The sequence below is a fragment of the Lysinibacillus sp. NPDC095746 genome (genome assembly GCF_044763535.1).
Taxonomy (GTDB): Bacteria; Bacillota; Bacilli; order Bacillales_A; family Planococcaceae; genus Lysinibacillus.
Genome location: NZ_JBIWGL010000005.1, coordinates 132,345 through 159,243, shown reverse-complemented (window position 1 = coordinate 159,243; position 26,899 = coordinate 132,345). Strand labels below are relative to the sequence as shown.

Annotated in this window: 24 protein-coding genes and 1 other RNA gene; 11 read left to right on the top strand and 14 right to left on the bottom strand. The window is 37.5% G+C overall.

Annotated features, from left to right (window positions below; translation table 11 throughout):
• Positions 1-158: 158 nt before the first annotated feature.
• A complete protein-coding gene (locus ACIQ7N_RS05950) occupies positions 159-671 on the bottom strand; it encodes a hypothetical protein (RefSeq protein ID WP_402930807.1) in 513 nt (170 codons plus the stop codon).
• A gap of 91 nt (positions 672-762) precedes the next feature.
• Here ACIQ7N_RS05950 and ACIQ7N_RS05945 point away from each other — a divergent pair, with 91 nt between their 5' ends.
• From ACIQ7N_RS05945 to ACIQ7N_RS05935, 3 genes are all read left to right on the top strand, one after another.
• Positions 763-1,779 carry a hypothetical protein gene (locus tag ACIQ7N_RS05945; protein WP_402930805.1) on the top strand — a complete coding sequence of 339 codons (1,017 nt, stop codon included), beginning with the start codon at positions 763-765 and terminating at the stop codon, positions 1,777-1,779.
• 983 nt (positions 1,780-2,762) lie between these two features.
• On the top strand, positions 2,763-2,942 hold the full coding sequence (locus ACIQ7N_RS05940) for a tyrosine-type recombinase/integrase (RefSeq protein ID WP_402930803.1): 180 nt from the start codon (positions 2,763-2,765) through the stop codon (positions 2,940-2,942).
• Entirely contained in the window at positions 2,929-3,774 is an 846-nt protein-coding gene (locus ACIQ7N_RS05935; RefSeq protein ID WP_402930801.1) for a tyrosine-type recombinase/integrase, read from the top strand. The genes ACIQ7N_RS05940 and ACIQ7N_RS05935 overlap by 14 nt, the downstream gene beginning before the upstream one ends.
• Positions 3,775-3,895: 121 nt before the next feature.
• Here the strand turns inward: ACIQ7N_RS05935 and ssrA are convergent.
• The 6 genes from ssrA to secG form a co-directional block, all read right to left on the bottom strand.
• Positions 3,896-4,251, bottom strand: a transfer-messenger RNA (tmRNA) gene (gene ssrA, locus ACIQ7N_RS05930).
• Positions 4,252-4,522: 271 nt separating this feature from the next.
• The gene (gene smpB / locus ACIQ7N_RS05925; RefSeq protein WP_402930799.1) at positions 4,523-4,990 is read right to left on the bottom strand and encodes an SsrA-binding protein SmpB; all 468 of its coding nucleotides are present in this window, start codon (positions 4,988-4,990) and stop codon (positions 4,523-4,525) included.
• 118 nt (positions 4,991-5,108) lie between these two features.
• Entirely contained in the window at positions 5,109-7,652 is a 2,544-nt protein-coding gene (rnr, locus tag ACIQ7N_RS05920) for a ribonuclease R (RefSeq protein ID WP_402930797.1), read from the bottom strand.
• Positions 7,653-7,689: 37 nt separating this feature from the next.
• Positions 7,690-8,436, bottom strand: coding sequence for an alpha/beta hydrolase (locus tag ACIQ7N_RS05915; RefSeq protein WP_402930795.1), 747 nt, complete (start codon positions 8,434-8,436; stop codon positions 7,690-7,692).
• A 123-nt stretch (positions 8,437-8,559) separates the two neighbouring features.
• Positions 8,560-8,697, bottom strand: a complete 138-nt coding sequence (locus ACIQ7N_RS05910; RefSeq protein WP_402930793.1) for a hypothetical protein — start codon at positions 8,695-8,697, stop codon at positions 8,560-8,562.
• A gap of 551 nt (positions 8,698-9,248) precedes the next feature.
• Complete coding sequence (secG, locus tag ACIQ7N_RS05905) at positions 9,249-9,476, bottom strand: preprotein translocase subunit SecG (RefSeq protein ID WP_132361958.1); 228 nt, start codon at positions 9,474-9,476, stop codon at positions 9,249-9,251.
• Between the two features lie 237 nt (positions 9,477-9,713).
• On the opposite strand from secG, the gene ACIQ7N_RS05900 reads away from it, so the two are divergent.
• From ACIQ7N_RS05900 to dltD, 8 genes are all read left to right on the top strand, one after another.
• A complete protein-coding gene (locus ACIQ7N_RS05900) occupies positions 9,714-10,046 on the top strand; it encodes a hypothetical protein (RefSeq protein WP_402930791.1) in 333 nt (110 codons plus the stop codon).
• Between the two features lie 104 nt (positions 10,047-10,150).
• Positions 10,151-11,395, top strand: coding sequence for a transglutaminase domain-containing protein (locus tag ACIQ7N_RS05895; RefSeq protein WP_402930789.1), 1,245 nt, complete (start codon positions 10,151-10,153; stop codon positions 11,393-11,395).
• A 267-nt stretch (positions 11,396-11,662) separates the two neighbouring features.
• Positions 11,663-13,303 (top strand): alkaline phosphatase, encoded by a 1,641-nt coding sequence (locus ACIQ7N_RS05890; RefSeq protein ID WP_402930787.1) that lies wholly within the window; start codon positions 11,663-11,665, stop codon positions 13,301-13,303.
• 621 nt (positions 13,304-13,924) lie between these two features.
• On the top strand, positions 13,925-14,062 hold the full coding sequence (locus tag ACIQ7N_RS05885) for a teichoic acid D-Ala incorporation-associated protein DltX (RefSeq protein ID WP_132361964.1): 138 nt from the start codon (positions 13,925-13,927) through the stop codon (positions 14,060-14,062).
• Between the two features lie 18 nt (positions 14,063-14,080).
• Entirely contained in the window at positions 14,081-15,553 is a 1,473-nt protein-coding gene (gene dltA, locus ACIQ7N_RS05880) for a D-alanine--poly(phosphoribitol) ligase subunit DltA (protein WP_402930785.1), read from the top strand.
• Positions 15,550-16,713, top strand: coding sequence for a D-alanyl-lipoteichoic acid biosynthesis protein DltB (gene dltB / locus ACIQ7N_RS05875; protein ID WP_402930783.1), 1,164 nt, complete (start codon positions 15,550-15,552; stop codon positions 16,711-16,713). Before dltA ends, dltB begins: the two co-directional genes overlap by 4 nt.
• 62 nt (positions 16,714-16,775) lie before the next feature.
• A complete protein-coding gene (dltC, locus tag ACIQ7N_RS05870) occupies positions 16,776-17,009 on the top strand; it encodes a D-alanine--poly(phosphoribitol) ligase subunit 2 (RefSeq protein WP_370081798.1) in 234 nt (77 codons plus the stop codon).
• Complete coding sequence (gene dltD, locus ACIQ7N_RS05865) at positions 17,006-18,181, top strand: D-alanyl-lipoteichoic acid biosynthesis protein DltD (RefSeq protein ID WP_402930781.1); 1,176 nt, start codon at positions 17,006-17,008, stop codon at positions 18,179-18,181. The genes dltC and dltD overlap by 4 nt, the downstream gene beginning before the upstream one ends.
• Before the next feature lie 294 nt (positions 18,182-18,475).
• On the opposite strand, the gene ACIQ7N_RS05860 is transcribed toward dltD, so the two are convergent.
• The 7 genes from ACIQ7N_RS05860 to ACIQ7N_RS05830 all read right to left on the bottom strand — a co-directional run bounded on the left by ACIQ7N_RS05860 (position 18,476) and on the right by ACIQ7N_RS05830 (position 26,700).
• Positions 18,476-18,988: a GNAT family N-acetyltransferase gene (locus ACIQ7N_RS05860; RefSeq protein WP_402930779.1), complete on the bottom strand. Its 513-nt coding sequence runs from the start codon at positions 18,986-18,988 to the stop codon at positions 18,476-18,478.
• Positions 18,989-19,313: 325 nt separating this feature from the next.
• Positions 19,314-20,606, bottom strand: a complete 1,293-nt coding sequence (eno, locus tag ACIQ7N_RS05855; RefSeq protein ID WP_132361974.1) for a phosphopyruvate hydratase — start codon at positions 20,604-20,606, stop codon at positions 19,314-19,316.
• Positions 20,607-20,608: 2 nt separating this feature from the next.
• Positions 20,609-22,150: a 2,3-bisphosphoglycerate-independent phosphoglycerate mutase gene (gpmI, locus tag ACIQ7N_RS05850; RefSeq protein ID WP_402930778.1), complete on the bottom strand. Its 1,542-nt coding sequence runs from the start codon at positions 22,148-22,150 to the stop codon at positions 20,609-20,611.
• Complete coding sequence (gene tpiA / locus ACIQ7N_RS05845) at positions 22,143-22,904, bottom strand: triose-phosphate isomerase (RefSeq protein ID WP_402930836.1); 762 nt, start codon at positions 22,902-22,904, stop codon at positions 22,143-22,145. Before tpiA ends, gpmI begins: the two co-directional genes overlap by 8 nt.
• A 31-nt stretch (positions 22,905-22,935) precedes the next feature.
• Positions 22,936-24,120: a phosphoglycerate kinase gene (locus ACIQ7N_RS05840; protein ID WP_402930776.1), complete on the bottom strand. Its 1,185-nt coding sequence runs from the start codon at positions 24,118-24,120 to the stop codon at positions 22,936-22,938.
• A gap of 415 nt (positions 24,121-24,535) precedes the next feature.
• On the bottom strand, positions 24,536-25,552 hold the full coding sequence (gene gap / locus ACIQ7N_RS05835) for a type I glyceraldehyde-3-phosphate dehydrogenase (protein WP_402930774.1): 1,017 nt from the start codon (positions 25,550-25,552) through the stop codon (positions 24,536-24,538).
• A 116-nt stretch (positions 25,553-25,668) separates the two neighbouring features.
• Positions 25,669-26,700, bottom strand: a complete 1,032-nt coding sequence (locus ACIQ7N_RS05830) for a sugar-binding transcriptional regulator (protein ID WP_402930772.1) — start codon at positions 26,698-26,700, stop codon at positions 25,669-25,671.
• Positions 26,701-26,899 lie beyond the last annotated feature (199 nt).

Genomic DNA, 26,899 nt, shown 5'->3' with positions numbered 1-26,899 from the left:
ACAGTAAGTACAACCTAATTGTTAATAAGTACTCCTTAATGTTAGTTGTGTTAAACCACATTCTTCAACAAAAAGTTTAAATCTTTCTTGGATCAACGCACTTGTTAGCTACTCAATACCTATACATAACAAAAAAAGAATAAACATAAACGTATATCTCAATCTTGCTGTTTAGATCCATCATTACTTTTAATTTCTCCATTAATTTGCAGATTATCTCCACTTATATTAGAAGTTAATATCTTTATTAGACCATTTTGCTCTGTAATTATTTTATTTTGTTCATTTATTATTCCTTCAAGCTTTGCTATACCCTTACTTAATTTTTCTACGTCTTCTTCCTCTTGCTTTTTTTGCTTTAAACCCATTAGAAACATTACAATAGCCAAACCAAGTAATGTTAAAAAATTATTTTGTTTATCTAAAAACGTTGTAATAAACGAAAGATAGGGAACTACAATTATTGAAAAAATGCCTAAGAACAATACAACTTTTTGCATTCTATACCATTTGTTGTAAAAGTTTATTAAATCAAAAAAAGAAAAACAAACAGCTGCAAGTGTCACAGATACAACAAGTGCTGAATTATTGCTATAATCCGGGAATAAACCACCAATAGCAATTGCAACTCCTAAAAACATAACTATTTCATTTGCATAATTTTTATCCATATACATACCACCAATTATTGATATTTTATACTATCTTACCATTATTTAAATAAATACATTATAATAGAATAAAACATATGGAGGTAGAACTATGGAAACAAATGCACAGAGTTCGATCGATACTTTTGGTTTACCTATAGTCGAAATTGACTCTACACGTAATTATTGGCTTGTTAGAACTAATGCTGGTGAGTATTTTGATGAATTCTATATAAAGAATTTCATAGCTATTGGTTGGAATAAATGCAGGGACTTCAATAAATTTATAGAAGAAAAGAAAAATGATAATATCGCACAGGAAATTGAAGGTTTTTATCCCAAAGAACAGTCAGGTAGAATATATGGACAAATTCACCGCTTCTTGTTTGAAATGCAAGTCGGAGATATAGTTATGATTCCTAGCGAAAATTCAAGTTTTATCCGTTTCGGTGTAATTGTTAGTGACCCATATATAAGAGAAGTAAGTGCAACAGAAATTGACGAAGGTTCTTGTCCTTATATTAAGTCTAGGAATGTTGAATGGATTAAAATAGTTGAAAAATCAAAGCTTGATCCTTATTTATTTAGAATGATGCAATCACATCAAACTATTAACAATGCAAATGATTATGCACATTATATAGATAGAACCTTACATAATTTCTTTATGAAGGACGGTAAAGCTTATTTAGTACTACGTGTTGAAAAACAAGGTGATATACCGGCTTTTGATTTAGTTAATTTTGTGAATAGCGTTATTGATTTGGTACCGGTAGTGAATGAATTACCTGGTATAAAGGAAAAATACGAAAAAGATGATTTAGATTTAAAGCTAAATGTGCAATCGCCTGGTTTTACAGAATTCTTTTCAAATGCTCCTCAATTAATTGTAGGTATTGGATTATTAATTGTTATATTAGCGGGAAGTAAGGTTAAAGTAAAAACTAAAAAAGCTGATAATTCTTCGACTGAAATTAATATCAAAGGATTATTAGGAGATAATTTACTAAAAAAAGCTGATGAATTAGAAAAATTAAAAAACATACAACAAGAAAATTTCACTAAAATCAAAGCAGAATTACCAGAAGAATTAAAAAGCCTTCTCGAAAAAGAAAACCGAGAAGACTAATCATCTGAATATGGAGACGAAATATCAAAAAAATGTTTAATAATCAATATTGTGGTTGGAGTGAAAATTAATATTTCTAGGGGTACATTAAAAAAAATCCTATTATTAATACTAAAGAACAGACCAATTGTATACTTTTGAAATAAAAAGATAATACCGAAAAGCACCATATATGTCCCTATCATTGAAATATAATGCAATGCTTTTTTTAACATTGGATTTGGATTTAATACCCCTTTCAACATTTATTTTCACTCCTTTCTAAATTTGTAATTATTTTTTTATATTTAATTACTGGAAGTTACATGTTGACTAAATTATATTCATTTTATTCTTTATATTCAAATGATATTTGTATGAATATTACCTGTTTTTTTTAAAAATGGATTTTTACAATAGAAATAACCTTAAATGTTTTAGCTTAAACTTATAAGCTTACTTACGAAAATCAAATCTGAAGTGACCGACCCCTAAAAGTTAACACGGTTAATGCATTAGGAAGCTGTTGAGGCTTGAGTTCGATAATGAATTAAGCTCATGCCTTTTTATTTTCCCTTAATTCATTTTGTTCTGTATTACGTTATATATTATTCTAATTCTGATTTAAAATGCTATACACTTTCAAATCTTTTTAAACAGAGGAAGTCTGATGTCAGCAGTATGTCAAAGAATTTCTCCACCACAGAACTATCGAAAAACCTTGATCCGAAATGCATCAGTAGATGTTGATTTTCAGTTAGGCGCTCTAAAGCCTTTTCTTACATCTCCGAAACAATAAAATCCGAAGCTTCAAACTGTCTTCACCCATGGATTATTATAATGATTGGTTTAGCAAAGTAATTGATTCCTATTATTCAGAATGCATAATATTTATAAATTGCCTATAAATAATTTTGCGAGTCTGACTCCTTTTAAAGAAAAAAGGTTAATTTCAAAATGACTTTATCTCAACTCGTCATCAAAAGATACCATAATTTCATCTAATGTCTTTCTCCACTGGCGCTTCATTTCTGGTCTTCTTGTTTACATCAAAGATCGGCGTACCCGATCAGGAGCTTTATGACCTATGGGTGGTTCAATACGAAAATACAGTGGAGGAAAGTACATTTGTAAAGACTACTAGGATTTTCAAAAATCATATTACCAGCGATGGCTGCATATAAAATCGAGAAAATTACGATTGATGTATGTCAAAAGCATGTAAATGAATGGGCGACGAAATTAAAAAACTTCCGTGCAACAAAATCATATGCCGCCAAAGTATTAGACTTTGCTATCAAACGTGGGTACTTAACAACTAACCCTTTTGCGCTCGTAGAACTTCCTACAAACGTATTAAAGAAACGAATTAAAGTTGAAGAAAAGAAGGAAAACTTCTATACTCGTGAGCAGCTTATTCAATTTTTAGCTTGTTTAGAAAAGGAAAGTAACTACAAGGCTTATGCACTATTTCGTTTATTAGCATTCAGCGGTATGCGTAAAGGTGAAGCACTAGCATTAACTTGGAATAATGTAAACTTTAATACTAATGAGGTACAAATCAATAAAGCTATTTCTAGCGGAAAAAATAACCACATTTATTTAAAAACTACAAAAACAGGTGACTCTCGTACAATTAAAATGGACGACAAAACAATGGCTGTCATGAAGGAATGGAAGAAACAGCAAAAGCAAGATTACCTAGTGCTAGGCTTTAATACAATGCAACCAAAGCAGCTTGTATTTAGCAATGCAGTGAATGAGTATATACAGCCTACTAAAACTCGTAAGTGGATTCTACATGTACAGAAGAAGTATAAGCTAGGGACAATTACAACACATGGTTTACGTCACACACACTGCTCACTGTTATTTGAGGCTGGAGCTAGCTTAAAAGAGGTGCAGGATCGTTTAGGGCATAGTGACGTTCAAACGACAATGAACATCTATGCACACGTTACAAAGAAAGCGAAAGAAGAAGCTATACAGAAGTTCGTCAGCTACATTGAAATGTAGTTGAGCGATTACGCTTTGACTACGTTCGTTTGATACTCAATGAAACTATATGACATAGATAAAATAAAAAACCCTTGATATACAAGGGTTTTAACGTTCATTGAAACTCAATGAAATCGTATTATGGAGACGGCGGGAGTCGAACCCGCGTCCAGAAACTCCAATACTTCAGCTTCTACGCGTGTAGTTTGCCTATTTACGATTCACGTAGCATTATGCCGACAAACAGGCGTCCTGTACGCTAACCTGGAAATCTCTTGTCGGTGACTCAGGTGGCACCATCGACCGTATCCCACTAAAGTTGGGCCCCACGTTCTCTACATGGGCGATAGAGAGGCAGAGCGCTTAAGAGCTTACGCTGCGAAAGCTAAGTTTTGTTGTTTGCCAGTTATTATATAACTTCCGTTGATGACGGAGCCGAGACCTCCGACGCGCGACCAAAGCTTGAACCATCCCTGTCGAATCCGTAACGTCCCCTTGAATATGAATCGAAGCACATGGCCTCGTTCAAGCAAAGGAGCTAGAATTTCTTCTAGTACGGTGGGAGCTAAAAGTACGCTTCCATGTAATCTGGCATTCAATAATACTTATTATAAAGCAAATCTAGCTATAGTTCAAGTGTCCCGCAATGATAGAAAAGATTGGCTAGCTCACAATGATTTTTTTATTTCATCATCTTACATCTTCCGACTCACTCCACCTAAATACAAAAAGCTCACCATCCAATAGTGAGCTTTCTAACAACCTATTAATCTTGATTTTTTGCTTTGAAGGCACGTTCCATGTCGCGTTTTGCTTCTTTTTTGCGCATGTCGTTACGTTTGTCGTAATCCTTTTTCCCTTTGCCGACGCCGATTAAAAGCTTGGCATAGCCGTCTTTGATGTACATTTTTAACGGGACGATTGTGTAGCCGTCACGTTTTACGGCACCTACTAGTTCGCCGATTTGCTTTTTATGAAGCAGTAGTTTGCGGGCGCGCAGTGGGTCATGGTTAAAGCGGTTGCCCTGTTCGAATGAGCTGACATGCATATTGTTGATCCATGCTTCACCGCCGCGGATTTGTACATAGGATTCTTTTAGTTGAACCCTTCCTGCACGGATGGATTTAATTTCTGTGCCTGTGAGCACCATGCCCGCTTCAATTGTGTCTTCAATGAAGTAGTCGTGCCCGGCTTTTTTGTTTTGTGCTAATACTTTCCCAGTACCTTTTGCCATATAAAATCACCCTCTACTTAAAGGATAAGCAGGGTCAACCTGCTTTTATTGATAAAGTGAAAGCACCCACTTCAATTTGTTTTAAAGCGCTAATGATGCCTTCACCTATACTTTTACGTTATTTGCGTTTTGGTTTTGGTTTTTTCTTTTTGTTTTTCTTGGCTACGCCCTCGTAGAACTTTTGCTTTTGCTTCACGCCTTTTTTAGGGCCTGGGCTTGAGCCATCTTTGCGGCGTCCTCGTGGATCACGGTCGTTTTCACGTCGCTCTCCTTGTCCGCCACGCCCTTCTTCATTGCGACCATTTCGACCGCCACGGCCGCCTCGTCCTTCTTCATTGCGACCACTGCGACTGCCACGTCCGCCTCGTTCTTCTTCGTTGCGACCACTGCGACTGCCACGTCCGCCTCGCTCTTCCCCGTTGCGACCACCTTTGCGGCCATTACGACCATCTTTGTTGTCGCTATAATTTTTACGTGCGTGAATAACAGTAGGTGCAGCTTTTCGAGTTCGTCCATAAGACGTTACCATTCCGACGATTTCAAAGTCAATCGATGACTCCTCAATAATAACATTTGCTACACGAACTGTAACTTCATCACCAATACGGAATTGACGATTTGTACGTTCCCCAATCATCATCATTTGACGATCATCAAAGCGATAGTAGTCATCTGTCATATTGCTAATATGGACAAGTCCTTCAATCGTGTTTGGTAGCTCCACAAAAATCCCGAAGTTTGTAATGGATGAGACGATTCCTTCAAACTCTTCACCAATTTTATCGGACATATATTGTGCTTTTTTCAGTGCATCAGTATCGCGTTCTGCATCGACAGCACGGCGTTCACGCTCTGACGTATGGTCAGCAATTTCATCCATCGCCATACTCCACTGTGCAACTGTCTCTTTTGATGTATCTTTATTAATTAAATACGTACGAATTAAACGATGGACAATTAAGTCCGGATAACGTCGAATCGGTGACGTAAAGTGTGTATAGAAATCTGTAGATAAACCAAAGTGACCTAAGCTTTCAGGATAATATTTTGCCTGCTGCATGGAGCGTAGCAGCATTGTTGAAATAACAGGCTCCTCTGGCATACCTTCAATGGCCTTTAATACATCCTGTAGCGCCTTTGGATGTACTGTGTTCCCTGTACCTTTGATTAAAATACCGAAATTCGTGACAAATTCAAAGAAGCGTTGCAGCTTTTCTGGCTTTGGATCCTCGTGAATACGGTAAAGGAACGGTACATTCATCCAATGGAAGTGCTCTGCAACTGTTTCATTGGCAGCTAGCATGAAATCTTCAATTAATTTCTCAGCTACTGTACGTTCACGTAATTCAATATCTACTGGCCATCCATCTTCGTCCACGATCACTTTAGATTCTTTAAAGTCAAAGTCAATTGCACCACGCATTTCACGTTTAGTACGTAAAATGTTAGACAGCTCAGCCATATGTTTAAACATTGGCACTAGTGGCTCATAGCGGGCAATTAGCTCTGCATCCTGCTCCTCTAAAATTTTGTAAACATCTCTATATGTCATACGCTCAGTCGTTTTAATGACACTTTGGAAAATTTCATGTGAAATCACATTACCATTTGCATCAATAATCATTTCACAAGACAGTACAAGACGATCAACCTGTGGATTTAATGAACAAATCCCATTCGATAATCGATGTGGAATCATTGGAATAACGCGGTCTGTTAAATAAACACTCGTCGCACGATCATATGCTTCAACATCTATTACAGAGCCTTGTGTTACATAATAACTAACATCTGCAATATGTACGCCAAGTTTATAAGTACCGTCTACATTTTTCGTTACGGTTACAGCATCATCCAAGTCCTTCGCATCAGCTCCATCGATTGTCACAATCGTTTCATGGCGTAAATCACGGCGGCCCTCTAAATCTGCCTCTGTAATTTCATCTGGCACTCGTTGCGCAGCAGCAACTACTTCTTCAGGGAATTCTGGTGGAATGTCGTGCTTATATAAAATAGAGAGAATATCCACACCTGGGTCATTTTTGTGCCCTAAAATTTTTGTAATATAGCCTGTTGCCGATTTTAAATCCTCTGGCCAAGTAGCTACCTCAACAACAACCTTGTGCCCGTCAACAGCTCCTAATGTATCACCCTTAGCAATGAAAATGTCCATCGGTAGTTTTTTGTCATCTAAAACAACAAAGCCAAAGCCTCGATTAGCTTGGAACGTCCCAACAAAGCTCGTTTGTCCACGCTCCACTACCTTTGTCACCGTACCTTCACGACGATCACCGAATGATTCCTTTAAAACACGAATTAAAACGATATCGCCGTTAATCGCACCATTTATTTCATGCGGTGGAATGAAAACATCATCCATCCCTTCAATATCAGGTGTCACAAAGCCAAAGCCTTTCGCGTGTCCGATAAATTTACCCCGAAGTAAATTCATGCGCTCTGGCAAGCCATAACGATTGGAGCGAGAACGCACAACTAAGCCTTGCCCTTCCATACGCACTAACGTTTTCACTAATTCTTTAAATTCGTCAGCATCTTCAAAGCCAAATACGTCCTCGATTTCGCCAACGGTTAATGGTTTATATTCTTCTTCACCAAAAAAATCGAGTAAACGACTTTGTAGTGAATTGTTCTGGTCTTTCATAATTTCCCTCCTTCATGAGAAAATCCTAATTATATTATTATTGTGCCCAATTTAAGCTTTCTAAAAAGCGATAAATGTCTTCATGTAACTGATCTTTTTCTTGATCTAACGTAATAACATGTTTTGAGTTGTCATACCACTTGATCTGTTTTTCAAGTGACTCAGTTTGATTATATATAATGTTGGCAGATTCTGTCTCAATTACCTCATCATTTGTCGCCTGTACGACAAAAATTGGTGCATATATCATGTCAATTTCTTGACGTGTCCGGGCGATAAACTCGCGCAATTCTTGTAAAGATGGCATGCCCTTTTCAGCAATTAACGCAACCTCAGCTTCGATTTGCTCCTCATCTTTACCTTGGAACTTTTTATAGTCCCTCGCATATTTCAGTACACCTTGAAACATAACATCAGTTGTGCGCATCGTCATTGGAGCACACATTGTCACTATACCTTTCACAGGGTTATTAAGCGCAATATTTAATGCCATCACACCACCCAATGACAAGCCAGCAACAGCAATCTCCTCATAGCCCGCATCCTGCAGCTGTTTGTACGCGGCTACGACATCCTGCCACCAATCAGCAGGACCTGTTGTAATAAGTTCCTCCGGTTCCACACCGTGACCTTTATAATGAGGTGCTAATGTAGTATACCCTTTTTTCTCTAAAAATCTCCCAAGCATTCGCACATCCGCCGAGCTTCCCGTAAACCCATGCAATAACAAAACTGCTCTAGGTCCTGCCTGAAAGAAAAAAGGCTGTGATAACGATTTTTTCATTTTCGCACTCCTTCATCCAAATACATATACTATAACCATTATAGCCATACTGAAGCTTCCTAAAAAGTTTTGGCGATTGTTACATCTTTTATGAGGTTTTATCGGTTAATATTATGGTCTTTTTCAGCATTTTGATGTTTCTGGCATTCTATTCGGCATTTCGAGAAATCTATCCGGCATTTTGGCTCTTCTATCCGTCGCTTCGGGGTGTCTAGCCATCACTTTGACTCTTCTATCCGTCGCTTCGGAGTGTCTATCCATCATTTTGCCTCTTCTATCCGTCGCTTCGGGGTGTCTATCCGTCACTTTGACTCTTTTATCCGTCGCTTCGGGGATTCTCCGTCAATTTGACTCTTCGAAGTCAAGTCCTTAATATTGTGTAAAATTCTATACAATGTTCTTCAACTCTGACTTTAGTTTTTTCAAAATTGTCCAGCTTATGTTAGAATTCGCCGCTAAAAGTGTGAGTTGCGCCGCTAACCAAAGGAAGAACGCCGCTAAAACACGAAATCCCGCCGCTTCAGCTCTTTCATCGCTGATAAAAGAGCTTCGAGGATTCTATCCGTCGCTTCAAGGATTCTACCCTTTAGCTTTTCCATCCGTAATTTTACGATTCGCAGTATTTACACCCTTGCGCGGGTAGTCACTTCGCTTTCGCAAGTATTTCCCTACCTCACGCGAGCATTCTTCGCTTCCTGCCCCACACACGGTATTCACTTTGCTGAACTACTATGTATTGACGACATCCAAATAATTAGTACCATAAAAGAAAACGCCCAACCAGTAAAGGTTAGGCGATATATCTTCAACTATTAGATTTTTGTAATAGCGAGTGCTAAAATAAAGAATAATATTGCTAACACAATTGTAACACGGTGAAGGATTAAATCCATACCACGTGCTTTTTGCTTTCCAAATAGTTGTTCAGCTCCACCCGAGATGGCACCTGACAAGCCTGCACTTTTACTAGATTGAAGTAATACTACAACGATCAACGCTACTGAAACGATAATTAATGAAACTAATACTACTGTATGCATTCACTGCACCTCCCGAACTTCGAACATCACAACGTAATATATTATAACAAAAAAAGGTTCTCTTGACAAACTGAGATTAATAAATATCCTCATTTTCCCTCTTTAGGTTAGTTTTTCTAAAAATCAACATACCATCTTGCTATCACATTATCCTATAATAGTTAAAAGCATAGTCATCACAAAAATTCCAAAAAACGTCATTCATATAAGTTGATTAATGTGGAGGCCATACGACTCTTGGGGATTAGCGACACAGAAGAGATCCTGCAAAATAGAGGAACGAAGGATAAGCGCATCACGTACTCTGATCATGCCTTCGGACCAACATCCCGCAGCTTTCGCACAAACAAAACACCATGTTGTCACTTCGCTTTTTCACAGAAAAAACATTTGTTGTTGTCACTTCGCTTTCGCGCAGAAAAAAACATCTGTTGCTGTCGCTTTGCTTTTCGCACAAAAACATCTGTTGTGCCGCTTCGCTTTCGCACAGAAAAAACATCTGTTGCTGTCGCTTCGCTTTCGCACAACGCACAAAAACATCTGTTGCTGTCGCTTCGCTTTCGCACATAAACATTTGTTGCTCTTAGTGGCATATCGAACCGCCCCCTGGAAAGTGCTGAGATTAACCTGACGTTTTAGTGATGAGTTAAAAATATAATTATGATGGAGGAATTATGAAAAAGAGTTTATTGCTGATTTTTTTACTTATTATTTTAAGCATGCTTAGCGCTTGTTCAGCTGCTATCAAGGCCGTCGAAGTATTAGCACCAGAGGAACCTGCATCCGAAGAAGAGGCTTCTATGGACTTTAAGGAGCCTACTAGTAAAGCTCAATCAGTGGAGTTTTCTGCGGAAGACCTTTTTTCAACGACATTATTTAAGGAAGATCTTGCTTTGTTGCAATTTTCAAAAAAGGTTGAGAAGCATATATCCACGTTTGACCCAAATTTCACAGTAATGTATAGGGGAAAACTAGATTGGGATACATTTGAAGAACAACTGAATGATCTTTATAACATACTTAATTTTGTTAATCCTTATACAACAGGATATATCAAAGATTACAACTGGGAAGCATGGGAAGTAGATAGTGGTTATGAGATAAAATTTGATTTTACATATTTTACAGATGCCAAAAAGGAAAAGAAAGTCGATGATTATGTAGAGAAATTTGCAACGAAGTATATTACGAATGACATGGATGATTTTCATCGTGCTAAAGCCGTTAATGACTTTGTAGTACAACTAGCCACTTATTCTGGTGAAGATGCGTCAGAAGGTCAATCTGTTTATGAATTAATTAGTCAAGAAACTGGTGTTTGCCAAGCTTATACACTTTTAGCCTACCGTTTATTTTTGGCGGCTGGTCTTGATGCTAAATATGTTTATGGCTATAGCGATAATCAGCTTCATGCATGGAATTTAGTAAGTGTTAATGGTGATTGGTATCATGTTGATACGACTTGGAATGATGTTAATCCTGATGAACCTTATGCTATTTCCTACGAATATTTTTTAGTGAATGACGAAAAACTAAGTGAAGATCATATTTGGGCACGTGAAAACTATTTTGCTGCTACAAGCGATGCATATGATTTTATGCATGATATGTGGTACGCGGATACTGTTGGCAATGTTATTTATTATAATAGCATGGCCGATAACATGGTATACGCCTATGATTTAGCAACAAAACAAAAAAGACAGGTTACGGAAACAGCCTGTTATTTCCTTGCGGCAGTTGACGATTCGATTTATTGTAGTGATTATGATAATGCCGGCTTTTTAACAAAGATATTTATAAAAGATGGCTCAGAAGAAGTGTTGTTAGAGGAAGAGGTTCAAAACTTGTTCATTAATGATAAAGGGGTTTTATTATACGAAACCATTGATGGTGAAAAACATTCACAAAATTTATAGTTTATGCTTCCACCTAATAGATAGTAAGTCAGATTCTATTTTCACATTCAGCCTTTAGTTTTCGTAAAGACTGGGCGACTCCTCAGGGATCAGGTTACAGATGAGACTGGAGGAAAGCGCTCAGTCGGAACGGAAACACTCCCCACGTTAGTTATAAATGCCACATATAACAATATCCACACAATATCATAACAATTAATTCATTGTAGCTTTACAACCTTCCTTTACACTTACTTGTGAAATGACCTTATCTTAAGGAGGAAAATCATGAAAGATTCAAAAAAATGGAGTTCATTGTTTCTAGCAAGTGCAATTGCTTTATCGTCGATTAGTATCGCTCAGCCGCAAGTAGAAGCTACTCAAGTAAAGAAGCCAACAAATGTGATTATGCTCGTGATGGATGGTAGTAGTAATAATGCCGTTACACTTTCTCGTTGGTATAAAGGTCAAAGTTTAGCGATGGATGAAATTTTATCAGGGGGCGTGCGTACATACTCTGCCGAATCAGCTATTACTGATTCAGCTCCTGCCGCTACTGCGTTAGCAACTGGCCATAAATCAAATGATAAATATGTAGGTGTATTACCGTCCGTTATTAATTCACCAGGGCTTCAGCAAATTGCCAAAGAGGATGCTTTTAGACCTGTAGCTAATGTTTTAGAAGGGGCTAAACAACAGGGCAAGGCGACTGGATTGATTGCTACTTCGGAAATTCAGCATGCCACACCAGCAGGCTTTTCTGCACATGTTAAAAATAGAAGCCAATATGATGACATTGCTGAGCAGCAGGTGTATCAAAACATTGATGTCGTATTAGGTGGTGGCTTTGAGTCTTTGGCACCCGGTGAAACTAAAAATGCTCGAAAAGATGGCGAAAATTTAGTGGATGTCCTTAAAGAAAAAAATTATGACATCGTGAAAACGCGAGATGAGCTTCTAAATAGTAACTCGTCAAAAATTTGGGGAAGCTTTGCTCCAGGTGCCCTTGCCTACGATTTTGATCGTGCCAAAACAAAAGCATCTGAGCCAAGTCTTGCTGAGATGACTAGTAAAGCTATTGAAACGCTCAAAAAGGATGAAGATGGTTTCTTCTTATTTGTAGAGGGCAGTAAAGTGGACTGGGCGGCTCATGCCAATGATACAATTGGCATGATTAGCGATATTTTATCGTTTGATGATGCAGTTAAGGAAGCGGTTGATTTTGCAAAAAAAGATGGCAATACTATGGTTATTGCTGTGACAGACCACGGCAATAGCGGGATTACAATGGGTAATGCTAACACGACAAGTACTTATTCCAACACACCTGTTTCTGCCTATATCGACCCTCTAAAGAAAGCTAAAATGACCGTTGAAGGTGCGCTAAGCCAATTAAAGGAAGATAAATCAAATATTGTAGAAGTCGCTGCACTTTATGGATTGGATGATTTATCTCCGGACGAGCTTGCAACCTTACAGTTAGCTAAAGACCCCGGCGAAGAAATGGTAAAAATGCTTGCCGACCGTGCTAATATTGGCTTTACAACCGGTGGGCATACTGGTGATGATGTATTTTTATACTCATTCGGGCCATCTATAATTACAGGCCTTGTAGAAAACACAGATTTGGCCCATGCGATGGCAAAGTTTATGGACTTCGATTTAAATAAGCTTACAGATGATTTATATATACCAGCAACAAAAGCATTTACGGAAAAAGGCTACACATCTAAAATTGACTTAACTGATAAAGAAAACCCTAAATTGATTGCACAAAAAAATAATGTAACTGTTACAATCCCAGTTAATAAGAACATTGTAATATTCGAACAAGACAAGACAGCCAAAACACATACCCTTGATACAATTAATGTCTACAACGGTACTGAATTTTACGTTTCTAAAAAAGTTTTAAATGTAATCAAATAAGGGCTTTTACGGAAAGTCTGTAGTGAGCTAAAAATAAGGGTGCTATCATAAGTTAAGATGTCTAACTTGATGGTGGCACTTTTCTTTTTTGCTCAAATTTGTTTTTGCAACAGTCCTCAAAAGATTACCGCTTTTATCATCTGCTTAACATTTTTACAGCTTCCATTTTGGTTATCCCCTCTCATCATAAATTTATACCAATATTTTCCGTCCGATTTACTTTGATTTTACTTTCATTTATTATGCTTAATGTAGCAAAAAATTGGATTGCTTCGATGCCCTAAAACGAAATTTAAGGATTTTTTAAGTACCATTGAAGCGGAAAAACAGCGATAATAAAGGTGATTGTAGTTTTAGTAAAATTCAAATTGAGGTTCAAAAGATAATCATTTTCTTTCCGTCATGTAGGTAAGTTTTTAGAAACCTTAATTTTACCTTAAATTAATCTTATGATTTTATGAATATCGAGAAATTTAGCAACATTTTAATCTACAATCCGTCAAAACAGTGTTAAAAATTAATAAGTGGAAAAATAATTTAGAAAAAACTTGAAAAAATATCTATTTATTTATATATTTACAAAGTTATAATCTTTTTTCATTTTTAATTGGAGGTGGACATATGCAATCCATTAAAAATAATGAGGTTTTACGTTTTATAGGCTTTACGTTATTTTACTTCATCATTTTAACGCTCTTGTTTCTTATCCATGGCTTCCATGATATGAACGCAGGACCATTTATATATACGGAATTTTAAGAAAAGGAGATATAAACTATGTTAAGCATTTTAGAGGCTATTCAAAAAGTGGCACAACAGCATCCACATCGAACTGCATATCAAACCAATAGTGATTCCTTAACGTATGGTGAGCTTTGGCATCTTTCTGATTGTGTAGCGCAATATTTAATGGCTCTTGATTTAAAAAGACAACAACCTATCGTCGTCTACGGGCATATGTCCCCTTTACAAATCGTTGCCTTTTTAGGAGCTGTAAAGGCAGGTCATCCATATGTACCGGTTGACTCTTCTACTCCGTCTGAAAGATTACAAATTATAATAGAAGCTTCTCAGGCTTGTTTATTACTAAAAACTGAAGCATTAAACACGAATCAATCAGTTCCTGTAGTGGAAGTAAGTGATTTAGTGGCTCAAGCTACTAGCATTTCGACAGAGCCTTCCACTTGGGTTAAGGATCAAGAAATTCATTATATTATTTACACATCTGGTTCTACTGGTAAGCCAAAAGGTGTTCAAATTACAGCTGATAATTTAGCACATTTTGTTGATTGGATGCATAAGCATTTCCCTTTACAGGAATCTGGCGTGTTTCTAAATCAAGCACCTTATTCCTTTGATTTATCGGTAATGGATTTATATCCTGCACTCGTTAGTGGGCAAACACTTTACGCTATTACGCAGGAGCAAATTGCTAATCCAAAAGCGTTATTTGAGTCATTAGCTTCATCTGATATTCGCGTTTGGACTTCTACACCTTCCTTTGCGAAAATCTGCCTAATGAACAAAGAATGGGATCAGGCGTTAATGCCTTCTTTAAATACGTTTTTATTCTGTGGAGAGGTTTTACCAGTATCTGTATCGAAAGAATTAATGCAGCGCTTCCCACAAGCTTCTATTTTTAATTTATACGGTCCTACAGAAACAACGGTTGCCGTATCTTATGTGGAAGTAACAAAGGAGCTTCTAGAGCAATTTGATCAATTACCAATCGCTCCTCTATCTGAGCCTAATCTATCCTTGCAAGAAGATGGCGAGATTATTATTTCTGGACCGACTGTAAGTGCAGGTTATCTTGGGGCACCTGATTTAACACTTAAAGCGTTTCCTACAATAGGGGATCAACGTATTTATAAAACTGGGGACGTTGGTTATGAAAAAGATGGCTATCTGTTCTTTTCTGGACGAAAAGATTTCCAGGTGAAACTACACGGTTATCGTTTAGAAATCGAGGAAATTGAAAAGCAAATCGGCAATCTTCCAGCTGTAGCTAGCTGTGTTGTTATACCTATTTCAAAAGATGATGAAATTGTTTCACTAAGTGCGTATGTTGTTCTACGAGAACCATTAACAGACTCTGCCTTCAAAATGACGAAGCAGCTTAAAGCGTTGTTAGCGGAGTATTTACCATCTTATATGATTCCGAAAACGTTCAAATACATTGACACTTTACCTTTAAATACTAACGGTAAAGTTGATCGTAAAGGATTGGCGGTTATGGAAACAGTATGACGGCTTATGGAAATATATTTTTCTTCATCATCATTGGTATTTTATTATTACCAACCATTATTTTAGGACTACGAGGGAAATCAGCTAAACGCTATAATATTTTTATTTCAATTATCGTATTAGCTCTTATTTTTGGTAACTCCCTTAATGGCTCAACTTCTCTTATACTATTTACAGTATTTCAGTTACTATTAATTGTCGGTTACCAAAAATATCGCTTACAGAAGAATAGCACGACCGTATTCGTAATTGCAGTACTGCTGTCTATTTTGCCACTTGTACTTGTGAAGGTTCTGCCTATGCTTGGCCTTAATAATTTATTTGGATTTTTAGGGGTATCCTATATTACCTTTAAATCGGTACAAATGATTTTAGAAACTCGTGATGGCTTAATTAAGGATAAAATTTCAGTAGTTGAGCTTGCTTATTTCTTACTGTTCTTCCCAACAATCACTTCGGGACCTATTGACCGTTGGCGACGCTTTAATAAAGATTTGCATACAGTGCCGTCTGGTCAAGACTATCAAAAACTGCTATTAAGCGGGATCAATTGTATATTTTTAGGCTTTTTATATAAATTTATTTTGGCTTATTTAATATACAATTACACACTTATATATTTACCAAATCAAACGTATAACTATTTGACACCTTTTCAAGGGCAAATAGCGTATATGTATATGTATAGTTTTTATCTATTTTTCGATTTTGCAGGTTATAGTGCTTTTGCAGTTGGTGTCAGTCGCATTATGGGTGTTCAAACGCCAATTAACTTTAACCGTCCATTCTCGAGTCGCAATATTAAAGACTTCTGGAACCGCTGGCATATGAGTCTTTCATTCTGGTTCAGGGATTATGTTTATATGCGCTTCGTACTTTGGATGACGAAGAAAAAATGGATTAAAAATAAATATACAGTTTCTTATCTTGGCTTCTTTTTACTGTTCTTTTTAATGGGTATTTGGCACGGATTAGAATTGCACTTTGTTGTCTACGGTCTCTACCATGCCTTGTTAATTATCTGCTTCGATAAATTTGAACGCTGGAATAAAAAGCGCAAGATTTGGCCAAAAAATAAATGGACGCATGCAATCGGCGTATTTATTACGTTTAATGCCATTTGCTTTGGTTTCTATATTTTTTCAGGAACATTATTTTAATTAACGGCTCTGTTCATATTTTTATGAATAACGCAGCCTAAACAATAAAGGAGATTTATAATATGGATAAACAACAAGTTTTAGAAATGCTAGTAGAATTATGCGAGGACGATATCATTTTAGAAAATCCGGATATCGATTTATTTGAAGAAGGACTTCTTGATTCATTCGGTACAATTAATTTATTAGTGGAAATTGAAAGCCGCTTTAATATCTCAGTGCCAATTACTGATTTCAACCGTGAGGAATGGAACACGCCAAATCGTATTGTAGCGGAATTAGCTGAAAGACAATGATTAAGAAAGGCTTTCTATCATTATTAATTGCTTTTGCTCTTTTTGCTGCCTTACTATTCTTCCCTAATTCCTGGATAAAAGCTTGGATTTCAGATGAAGATGTAGAGCAAGCAAAGACTAGTATGTCTCCGTTAGTGTTCCAAGGGATGTATTTCCAAGAGCGAATGTTACAGGAGCCTAATACTATGCCTTTATATGGCTCCTCAGAATTAAATCGTTTTGATCCGTTCCACCCTTATAACTATACGCGTGCTACAAATGCTCCGTATACGACATTTATGGTCGGGCGTGGTGGAATGCAGTCTATTACACACTTTTTAAATTTTGCTGCACAGGAAAAGAATTTAAAGGATAAGAAAATTGTTTTCATCATTTCCCCTCAATGGTTTACGAAAAAGGGCATGAATGAATTACATTTCTCTCCTAACTATTCGATGTTGCATGCTTATGATTTAGCCTACAATAAGGACATTGACGAAGATCTTCGAAATCGAGGAATGAAACGCCTGCTTGAATTTGATACTGTAAACCGCGATGACCTGCTAAGAACAATTTATGAATATAAATTATCTGATGGTAAGAAAAAACCAATCATCGGGCGACTTGCAATATTGGCTGGCCATTTCCAAAAGGCACTTTTAGAGAAAAAAGATTTGTATTACTCGCTCTTCCCTCGAGAGGGGAGTAAGTTAAAGAACAATGATAAACTAGTTGTGAACCAAACTTTTGAGCAACAACTACAAAATGCCGAAAAATATGGCGAAAAGCGTGTTTCCAATGATTTAATGATTGAAAACAAGTTTTATAAGCGACTTAAAAATTCTAATCTTGATAGGTTTAAAGGATTCCGAAAAAACGAAGATTATACGTCTTCACCTGAATATGAGGATTTACAGCTTGTCATTGATATTTTAAAAGATGCTGGTGCAAAGCCTCTATTCGTTTCTATTCCAGTAAATGGTCATTGGTATGACTACACTGAATATCCTGCGGATCGCCGTGAAAAATATTACGCAAAAATGAACCAGATATTGACTGATAATGGTGTTCCATTTGTTGATTTCTCTAGCCATGACTATGATCCTTATTTCATTATGGATACGATTCATATTGCATGGAAGGGCTGGGTCTATTTAGATCAAGAGCTAGACAAATATTGGGCACAGAAATAAATCATTTAACGAACGTAGAGACAGTCTAAAGTGTTACGCACTAAAGACTGTCTCTTTTTTTATGTAGATTTTCTTTGAGGGCATTAGCGGCACAGATGAGACCCTGGAGCAAATTGAGGAACGAAGGCTAAAACCTATCACGTTCTGTGATAACGCCTTCGTGACCACAAGATGTGGCGTTTTTAGACTGAGTTTCTAGATTTCAGCGGATGTTTGGTGACCAACTGAAATATGTCTTAAACGCCCATTCATTTAATCACCTCTAAAGGTAGAGAATTCTCACCTGTACATTTGCTAAAAGAAGTTAAATGAAAAAAGTCTAAGTTCTTCAGCATCATTGGAAAGTTGGACTAATCTTTCAAACTTCAAGCCTATTTTTTCTAGTAACTTAGCTGAAGCCTCATTATCTTGGGTTGTAATAGCTACAATACGATTTAACCCTAATATATCTATACCATATGCCAACGTTGCTGAGGCCGCTTCATAGGCGTATCCTTTTCCCCAATACTTAGGCAGAAAAGCGAACCCAATATCCACATCTTCTAGCGACTCCCTTTTAACAAAACCACAAATTCCAAGGGGGATTTGATCGTCTTTTCTTTCAACTAAATAAAAACAAAAACCAAATTGCTCATACATGCGAAGTGGTCCATTTACTATATATTCACATGCCTCCTCCACCGTTTTCACACCGCGATCACCAATGAACTGCAACCATGAAGGATCATTCATTAATTCTAGGATAAAATCGGCATCATCTGTTGTTTGTAGACGAAGGGTAAGTCGTTCTGTTTCAAAAATTTTCATCGTAATTCTCCTTTCAGTATTGTTTTCCGTATATATAATTTATGTTTTACTAATTAAACATATAATAATGGCATAAATGCACTTGCATAGCTTTCAATAAGTGTATTTATGCCATTAAAGCAATACAGAGCAATCCTACCTAAGCAGTTTTCCGGATTACCCAGGCCCTTCTCCTACCCGGGCAGTTCTTAAGGGTACTAGCGCTTTTTCTCCCTACCTGAGTAATTCCCACGTTTCCCGATCACTTTGCCAATTACCAAAAAAATCGCCTCAAAAGTATGTAAATACCTTTGAGGCGATACCAATAAAGCTACATAATAATAGCTTATTTTAAGTTATAGAATGATTTTAAACCAAGATACTCAGCTGTTGCACCAAGTTGATCTTCAATGCGAAGAAGTTGGTTGTATTTAGCTACGCGGTCTGTACGAGATGGAGCACCTGTTTTAATTTGACCAGCGTTTGTAGCAACTGCGATATCAGCAATTGTTGCATCTTCTGATTCACCAGAACGGTGAGAGATAACTGCTGTGTAACCAGCGCGTTTTGCCATTTCGATCGCTTCGAATGTTTCTGTTAACGTACCGATTTGGTTTACTTTAATAAGGATTGCATTACCAACACCTTGCTCAATACCAGCAGCTAGTTTTTGCGTATTTGTTACGAATAAATCGTCACCTACTAATTGTACGCGAGCGCCGATACGATCTGTTAATAATTTGTGTCCAGCCCAGTCATTTTCGTCTAAGCCATCTTCAATTGAGATGATTGGGTATTTGTTTGTTAGCTCTTCATACCAGTCAACCATTTCTTCAGAAGTTTTAACAACACCTTCACCGTCTAAGTGATATTTGCCATCTTCTTTATTGAATAATTCAGATGAAGCAACGTCCATTGCAAGTTTTACTTCTTCACCTGGTTTATAGCCTGCTTTTTCGATTGCTTCTAAAATTACAGTAATGGCTTCTTCGTTCGAACCAAGGTTTGGTGCGAAACCACCTTCGTCACCTACAGCTGTATTATAGCCTTTAGCTTTAAGTACTGCTTTTAAGCTGTGGAAGATTTCAGCACCCATACGTAATGCATGACGGAATGATTCTGCTCCTACAGGCATTACCATGAATTCTTGAATGTCGACGTTGTTGTCAGCGTGAGCGCCACCATTTATGATGTTCATCATTGGTACTGGTAGTTGTTTTGAGTTAAACCCACCAAGATATTGATAAAGAGGTACATCTAAGTAATCTGCCGCAGCATGTGCAACTGCCATTGATACACCTAGAATGGCATTGGCACCTAGTTTACCTTTGTTTTCTGTGCCATCTAATTCGATTAAAGCTTTGTCGATGACTACTTGATCAAGAACTGAGTAATTACCTTCTAGCTCTTGAGCAATAATTGTGTTTACATTTTCAACTGCTTTTAATACACCTTTGCCTAGGTAACGAGATTTGTCACCGTCGCGTAATTCTACTGCCTCATATTCACCTGTAGATGCACCTGATGGTACGATTGAGCGTCCAAAAGCACCTGATTCTGTAAATACTTCAACTTCTACCGTTGGATTCCCACGTGAGTCTAAAACTTCGCGCGCATAAATTTGTGTAATAAATGGCATAATTAATTCTCCTCTTTTTCAATTAATGATTGACCTGTCATTTCAGAAGGTTGTGACACCTCTAATAATTCTAACATGGTTGGCGCCAAATCGGCTAAAATACCATCATTTCTTAACATTAAATTTGCTTTTGTCACAATTACTGGAACAGGGTTTGTTGTATGAGCTGTCATTGGAGCCCCTTCTAAAGTAAGAACTTCATCAGAGTTACCATGGTCAGCTGTAATAATAGCTGCGCCACCTTTTGCAAGGAGTGCATCTACTACTTTACCAAGACATTCATCGACTGCTTCAATGGCCTTGATGGTTGGCTCTAACATTCCGCTATGCCCAACCATATCAGGGTTAGCAAAATTAAGAATAATGCCATCAAATTTATCGGCCGCAATCTCTGCAAGTAATGCTTCTGTTACTTCATAAGCACTCATTTCAGGTTTTAAATCGTATGTTGCAACTTTTGGAGATGCGATTAAAATACGCTCTTCCCCTTCAAATTTCTCCTCACGACCACCACTCATAAAGAATGTAACATGCGGATACTTTTCTGTTTCTGCAATACGAAGTTGTGTTTTGCCATTAGAGGCTAACACTTCACCAATCGTATTTTTCAAGTTATCGTTTTCATACGCAACTTGGGCGTGTACTTCATCACTGTAGTGTGTGAATGATACAAATTTTAAATTCTTTGGATGCTTATTTGATAAAGCAAAGCCATCAAATTCACTATTTGTAAACACTTTAGACAGTTGAATTGCACGGTCAGGGCGGAAGTTGAAGAAAATAACAGCGTCATTATCGTCAATTGTTGCCACGGCTTCCCCATGCTCTTGAACGCTAAATGGAATAACAAACTCATCTGTTACATCGCGCTCATACGATGCAGCTACGCCACTTGCTGCGCTGTCAGCTGTTTGACCAACACCATCTACTAGTACATTATACGTTAGGGCTACACGATCCCAGCGTTTATCACGATCCATTGCATAATAACGACCATGAATAGAAGCGAATTGACCTACGCCAATGTCCTTCATTTGTTGTTCAGTTTCTTTAATATAGCCTAAAGCTGTTGTCGGTCCAACATCACGACCGTCTAAGAAACCATGTACAAAGACTTTGTCTAAGCCTTGTTGTTTAGCAAGCTTTAATAGTGCAAACATATGCTCATAGTGACTATGTACGCCACCATCTGACAGTAAGCCCATAATATGAAGCTTAGATTGATGAGCTTTAGCATGTGCTATAGCATCCAAAAATGCTTGATTCGTAAAGAAATCTCCTTCACGAATAGATTTATTTAAGCGTGTTAAGCTTTGATAGACAATACGTCCAGCACCGATATTTAGGTGTCCAACTTCAGAGTTCCCCATTTGACCATCGGGTAACCCTACCGCTTCACCAGCTGCAGTTAATGTTGAATGCGGGAACTCATTCCAAAAACGATCGAAGTTAGGTTTGTTTGCTTGAGCTACTGCATTTCCGAAAGTTTCGTCGCGAAATGCAAAGCCATCTAGAATAATTAATGCTACTGGCTTTTTAGGCATTTGCTGCCGCCTCCAATAATTTCAAATATGATTCTGGTTGTAAACTTGCTCCACCAACTAAAGCGCCATCGATATGCTCTTTCGATAATAATTCCTGAATGTTCTCAGGTTTTACGCTACCACCGTATTGAATTCGTATTGCATTGGCCGTTTCAGCATTATATAATTCCTTCACTACTGCACGAATTGCTCCACATACTTGGTTAGCATCTTCTGCTGTAGCTGTTTTACCTGTACCGATTGCCCAAATAGGTTCATAGGCGATCACCATATGCTCCACTTCTTGTGCGCCAAATCCAGCAAGTGCTGCTGTAATTTGATGAGCAACCTTTTGCTCAGTAGTCCCCGCTTCACGTTCCTCAAGCGTTTCCCCACAGCAAATAATTGGTACGATATTATGCACTAGTGCTGCAGCAACCTTTTTATTGATGGCTTCATCTGTTTCGTTATAATATTCACGTCGTTCAGAGTGTCCTAAAACAACATAGTCTACTTCCACACTTGCTAGCTGAGCTGGACTAATTTCTCCAGTAAATGCACCTTCGTTTTCAAAATGCATCGTTTGTGCACCAATTGCTAGCTCAGATTCACTAGCAACTTGCACAAGCGTAGGTAGGTAAAGTGCTGGTGCACAAACAACAGCGTCTACTTTATCATTTGAAGGGAGTTTGTCCTGTACCGCATCAACAAACTGAATAGCCTCTTCAAATGTTTTATACATTTTCCAGTTACCTGCAATAATTGGTTTACGCATCATTCTTGCCTCCTATATTTTTTATTCCGTTTTATTTATCGTTTAATGCCACAATTCCAGGAAGCTCTTTCCCTTCCATTAATTCAAGTGATGCACCACCACCTGTAGAAATATGGTCCATTTTATCGGCAACTTCAAACTTTTCAACTGCCGCTGCAGAATCCCCGCCACCGATCACAGTATAACCAGTTGTTGTCGCCATAGCGTCAGCTACAGTTTTTGTACCATTCGCGAATTTATCCATTTCAAAAACACCCATTGGTCCATTCCAAATGATTAATTTAGAATTTTTAATAACTTCTGCATATTTAGCAGCTGTTTTCGGACCAATATCTAAGCCCATCCAGTCTGCTGGAATAGCGTCTACATCTACAATTTGTGTTTCAGCATCTTTTGAAAATTCGTTTGCGACTACGGCATCGATTGGCATATGTAATTGCACGCCTTTTGCCTTTGCTTTTTCAATAAAGGATTTTGCTAAATCGATTTTATCTTCTTCTAATAAAGATTTACCGATATCATAGCCTTGCGCTTTAATGAATGTGAATGATAAGCCACCACCAATAATAAGATGGTCTACTTTTTCTAATAAGCTTTCAATCACACCAATTTTGTCTTTAACTTTGGCACCACCGATAATGGCTGTAAATGGACGCTCCGGGTTAGATAATGCTTTTCCTAACACATCTAATTCCTTTTGCATAAGGTAACCAGATACTGCTGGTACATACTTAGCAATTCCTTCAGTTGACGCGTGTGCACGGTGAGCTGCACCGAACGCATCATTGACATAAACGTCTGCTAATTTTGCAAATTGCTCTGCTAATGCTGGATCATTTTTTTCTTCGCCAGCGTGGAAGCGAACATTTTCAAGAAGAATAATGTCACCATTTTGCATATTTGCAACAGCTTCTTCTACCTCTTGACCAATTGACTCATCTAATTTAGTAACAGGTTTACCCATTATTTCAGCTAAACGGACACCTACTGCAGTTAGGCGCATATCCTCTTTCACTTCACCCTTTGGACGTCCTAAGTGAGAAGCTAAAATTACTTTGGCACCTTGTTCCACTAAATATTCAATTGTAGGAATTGCTGCTCGAATACGTGTTTCGTCAGTAATTGCACCCTCTGCCATCGGTACATTAAAATCAACACGTACAAATACGCGCTTACCTTTTACATCAATATCTTTCATCGTCTTCTTATTTAACATGAAGAAACCCCCTTCAAAGTTTTTAGTCATGAATTCCCTGGATTCACCCATCTTGGCTCCTCACATCATTCACTTAAAAGTATTAGATAAAAATAGTTGATCCATCATCACATAAGATTAATTTTGTTAAATAAGCCTTTTTAAAAAAGCGCCTTGGAACGGAAATCAACCCACGTTATGGTGAAGTACCTTTTACTTGCTTTTATAGTAGCAAAAGTCACGTTCTATGTCTTGCAATTACATAACTAGTCACGTGTCTGCCTTATATTTCGTATAAAAAAGGAGTAAGGGTAAATTCCCTTACTCCCATTACCCTTGTATATTATATCTTTAAGATATTATAAAGGCTATACTTTTTGTGCGCAAAAAGCGGTATTATGTCACACTTTTTACTTTAGTTATCGAATTATGTCACTTATTTAGTGTTTAATCCTTTTTCTGCGATATATAAAGCTAAGTCCATTAAACGAGTAGAGTAACCAATTTCGTTATCATACCATGCTAGAACTTTTACCATACTATTTTCTAATACCATTGTAGAAAGACCATCTACAGTTGAAGAGTTATGGTTACCATTGTAGTCAATTGAAACTAATGGTAATTCGTTGTAGCCTAAAATACCTTTAAGCTCATTTTCTGAAGCTTCTTTTAATGCAGCATTAATGGCTTCTTTCGTTACTTCAGCTTTTAGCTCCACTACTAAGTCAACACATGAAACGTTCGGTGTTGGTACACGCATAGAGAAGCCATCTAATTTACCTTTTAATTGAGGTAATACTTTGGAAACTGCTACTGCTGCACCTGTTGTTGTTGGAATCATTGACACTGCACCTGCACGTGCGCGACGTGGGTCAGAGTGCGGGAAGTCAAGGATACGTTGATCGTTTGTATAGGAGTGAATTGTCGTCATCATACCGCGCTCAATACCAAATTTTTCATCAAGTATTTTTGCAACTGGCGCTAGACAGTTCGTTGTACATGAAGCGTTTGAAATAACATCATCTGTTTCAGGGTTATAATCCTCATGGTTAACACCCATTACAAACGTTGGCATTTCGCCCTTCGCTGGAGCTGAAAGAATAGCTTTTTTAGCACCTGCTTGAATATGCTTACCTACTTCTTCCATTGAGCGGAATCTACCTGTACATTCAAGTACTACATCAACACCTAGTTCACCCCAAGGTAAATTTGCAGGATCTTTTTCAGCATAAACTTTAATGTTTTTTCCATTTACTACGAAAGAATCACCGTCTGCATAAACATCAGCATCGTAGATACCGTGTACTGAATCATAAGTTAATAAGTGTGCAAGTTGACCTGCATCTGTTAGGTCATTTACTGCAACTACTTCAAATTCATCGTGCTTCATTGCTTCACGAAATACTAATCGTCCAATACGTCCAAATCCATTAATAGCTAATTTTAATGCCATTGTTAATTCCTCCAATATTGTTTAAATAATTTATTTTGCCTCGGACATTTATAATATCCACAATTGGCCCTATTCTCATTCAGAGAGTGTTGAGCACTCGCTGAAATTTGAGTAATTTATAAAGAAGGTAAACCTTCTGCGATAGCTTTTGCGGCTACTTCATCTGTTATAAAAATGGTTTGCTTTGGTGCTACCTTAAAGTACGATAGCATGGCCTTCACTTTTTGTTTACCAGCAGCAACTGCAATGACTTGCTTACTTCTTTGCACTTGTTCAAACTGTATACCGATTGTTCGAATTCGATGTACAATTTCGCCTTCTGCATTGAAATAATATCCAAATGCTTCACTTACTGCACCCTTTTCTTCGAGTATCTGTAAATCCTCAGGCGATGAGTTACGGCGAACAGCCATTTCTTCTGCCGAGCCAATACCATGAATAACACAATCTGCACGATCATAATAAGTCATCATTTCCGTTACCATTGGCTCTGTTAACATTGCTTGATAGGCCTGCTCACTTAAATGCTCCGGTAAAAATAATGTGCGATACTGAGCATCCATCTGCATGGCAAATGTTGAGACAAGTGTATTGGCTTGCATTTGCATTTCATGCCCAATACCTCCACGAGCAGCAACAAATGTAATGTTGTTTGTATCAGCTGGATGTAAAAATTGCGCAAGTGATGCAACCGACTTACCACCAGTAACAGCTACTATTTGACCATCAAAGGTAGTTGATATAAATTGTTGTGCTGCCTCTTTTCCAAGCAATGTTAATATCGTATCGTCCTCATTGTAATCACCTGGAACAACTATTACATGCTGTAAGCCAAAATGGTTTTTCAATAATTTAGCTAGCTGTGTAATGCCAGACCATTCATAGACGAGTGCTCGAAGCTTATCAATCACTACTTCACCCTCATCTGTACATACCATACCCGACTTTTGAGAATCTAATAACCTTTGCTCACGTAAAATATCCGTTTCTTTACGAATTTCTCGTTCAGTCATTTTAAGTGAATCAGCAAGTGTACGACGCCCAATTGGCTGCATAAGCTGAACTGTTTGCAAAATACGATATCTCGATTGCAGAAGCGGATACATCTCTGGAAGTAGCCTTTGCTGCGCCTCAGGTACAGATAACATATTTATCTACTCCCTTTATAATAGTTGTGGGTCACTTTTCACCCCACTACTTAAAATTATGTCCCACTTACAATTTTATTATAATACGCTTTAAAATAAAGAGCAAGTAAATGTTATGTTTTGGTATTGAAAAATAATTTAAGCATAGTGACCTAAATGTGGATGCACTAGGGATTATGAAAGTTTACACCTAAAATCA

What these genes read in the sequence shown, in the direction of transcription:
- eno (WP_132361974.1), bottom strand. Translation starts at nt 20,606, where the DNA reads ATGCCATTTATTACACAAATTTATGCGCGCGAAGTTTTAGACTCACGT.
- gpmI (WP_402930778.1), bottom strand. Translation starts at nt 22,150, where the DNA reads ATGCCTAAAAAGCCAGTAGCATTAATTATTCTAGATGGCTTTGCATTT.
- dltA (WP_402930785.1), top strand. Translation starts at nt 14,081, where the DNA reads ATGTTAAGCATTTTAGAGGCTATTCAAAAAGTGGCACAACAGCATCCA.
- ACIQ7N_RS05885 (WP_132361964.1), top strand. Translation starts at nt 13,925, where the DNA reads ATGCAATCCATTAAAAATAATGAGGTTTTACGTTTTATAGGCTTTACG.
- ACIQ7N_RS05890 (WP_402930787.1), top strand. Translation starts at nt 11,663, where the DNA reads ATGAAAGATTCAAAAAAATGGAGTTCATTGTTTCTAGCAAGTGCAATT.
- secG (WP_132361958.1), bottom strand. Translation starts at nt 9,476, where the DNA reads ATGCATACAGTAGTATTAGTTTCATTAATTATCGTTTCAGTAGCGTTG.
- gap (WP_402930774.1), bottom strand. Translation starts at nt 25,552, where the DNA reads ATGGCATTAAAATTAGCTATTAATGGATTTGGACGTATTGGACGATTA.
- ACIQ7N_RS05950 (WP_402930807.1), bottom strand. Translation starts at nt 671, where the DNA reads ATGGATAAAAATTATGCAAATGAAATAGTTATGTTTTTAGGAGTTGCA.
- ACIQ7N_RS05935 (WP_402930801.1), top strand. Translation starts at nt 2,929, where the DNA reads ATGGCTGCATATAAAATCGAGAAAATTACGATTGATGTATGTCAAAAG.
- ACIQ7N_RS05860 (WP_402930779.1), bottom strand. Translation starts at nt 18,988, where the DNA reads ATGAAAATTTTTGAAACAGAACGACTTACCCTTCGTCTACAAACAACA.
- ACIQ7N_RS05915 (WP_402930795.1), bottom strand. Translation starts at nt 8,436, where the DNA reads ATGAAAAAATCGTTATCACAGCCTTTTTTCTTTCAGGCAGGACCTAGA.
- ACIQ7N_RS05945 (WP_402930805.1), top strand. Translation starts at nt 763, where the DNA reads ATGGAAACAAATGCACAGAGTTCGATCGATACTTTTGGTTTACCTATA.
- ACIQ7N_RS05940 (WP_402930803.1), top strand. Translation starts at nt 2,763, where the DNA reads ATGTCTTTCTCCACTGGCGCTTCATTTCTGGTCTTCTTGTTTACATCA.
- dltB (WP_402930783.1), top strand. Translation starts at nt 15,550, where the DNA reads ATGACGGCTTATGGAAATATATTTTTCTTCATCATCATTGGTATTTTA.
- smpB (WP_402930799.1), bottom strand. Translation starts at nt 4,990, where the DNA reads ATGGCAAAAGGTACTGGGAAAGTATTAGCACAAAACAAAAAAGCCGGG.
- ACIQ7N_RS05895 (WP_402930789.1), top strand. Translation starts at nt 10,151, where the DNA reads ATGAAAAAGAGTTTATTGCTGATTTTTTTACTTATTATTTTAAGCATG.
- ACIQ7N_RS05910 (WP_402930793.1), bottom strand. Translation starts at nt 8,697, where the DNA reads ATGGATAGACACTCCGAAGCGACGGATAGAAGAGTCAAAGTGATGGCT.
- tpiA (WP_402930836.1), bottom strand. Translation starts at nt 22,904, where the DNA reads ATGCGTAAACCAATTATTGCAGGTAACTGGAAAATGTATAAAACATTT.
- ACIQ7N_RS05830 (WP_402930772.1), bottom strand. Translation starts at nt 26,700, where the DNA reads ATGTTATCTGTACCTGAGGCGCAGCAAAGGCTACTTCCAGAGATGTAT.
- dltD (WP_402930781.1), top strand. Translation starts at nt 17,006, where the DNA reads ATGATTAAGAAAGGCTTTCTATCATTATTAATTGCTTTTGCTCTTTTT.
- ACIQ7N_RS05840 (WP_402930776.1), bottom strand. Translation starts at nt 24,120, where the DNA reads ATGTTAAATAAGAAGACGATGAAAGATATTGATGTAAAAGGTAAGCGC.
- dltC (WP_370081798.1), top strand. Translation starts at nt 16,776, where the DNA reads ATGGATAAACAACAAGTTTTAGAAATGCTAGTAGAATTATGCGAGGAC.
- rnr (WP_402930797.1), bottom strand. Translation starts at nt 7,652, where the DNA reads ATGAAAGACCAGAACAATTCACTACAAAGTCGTTTACTCGATTTTTTT.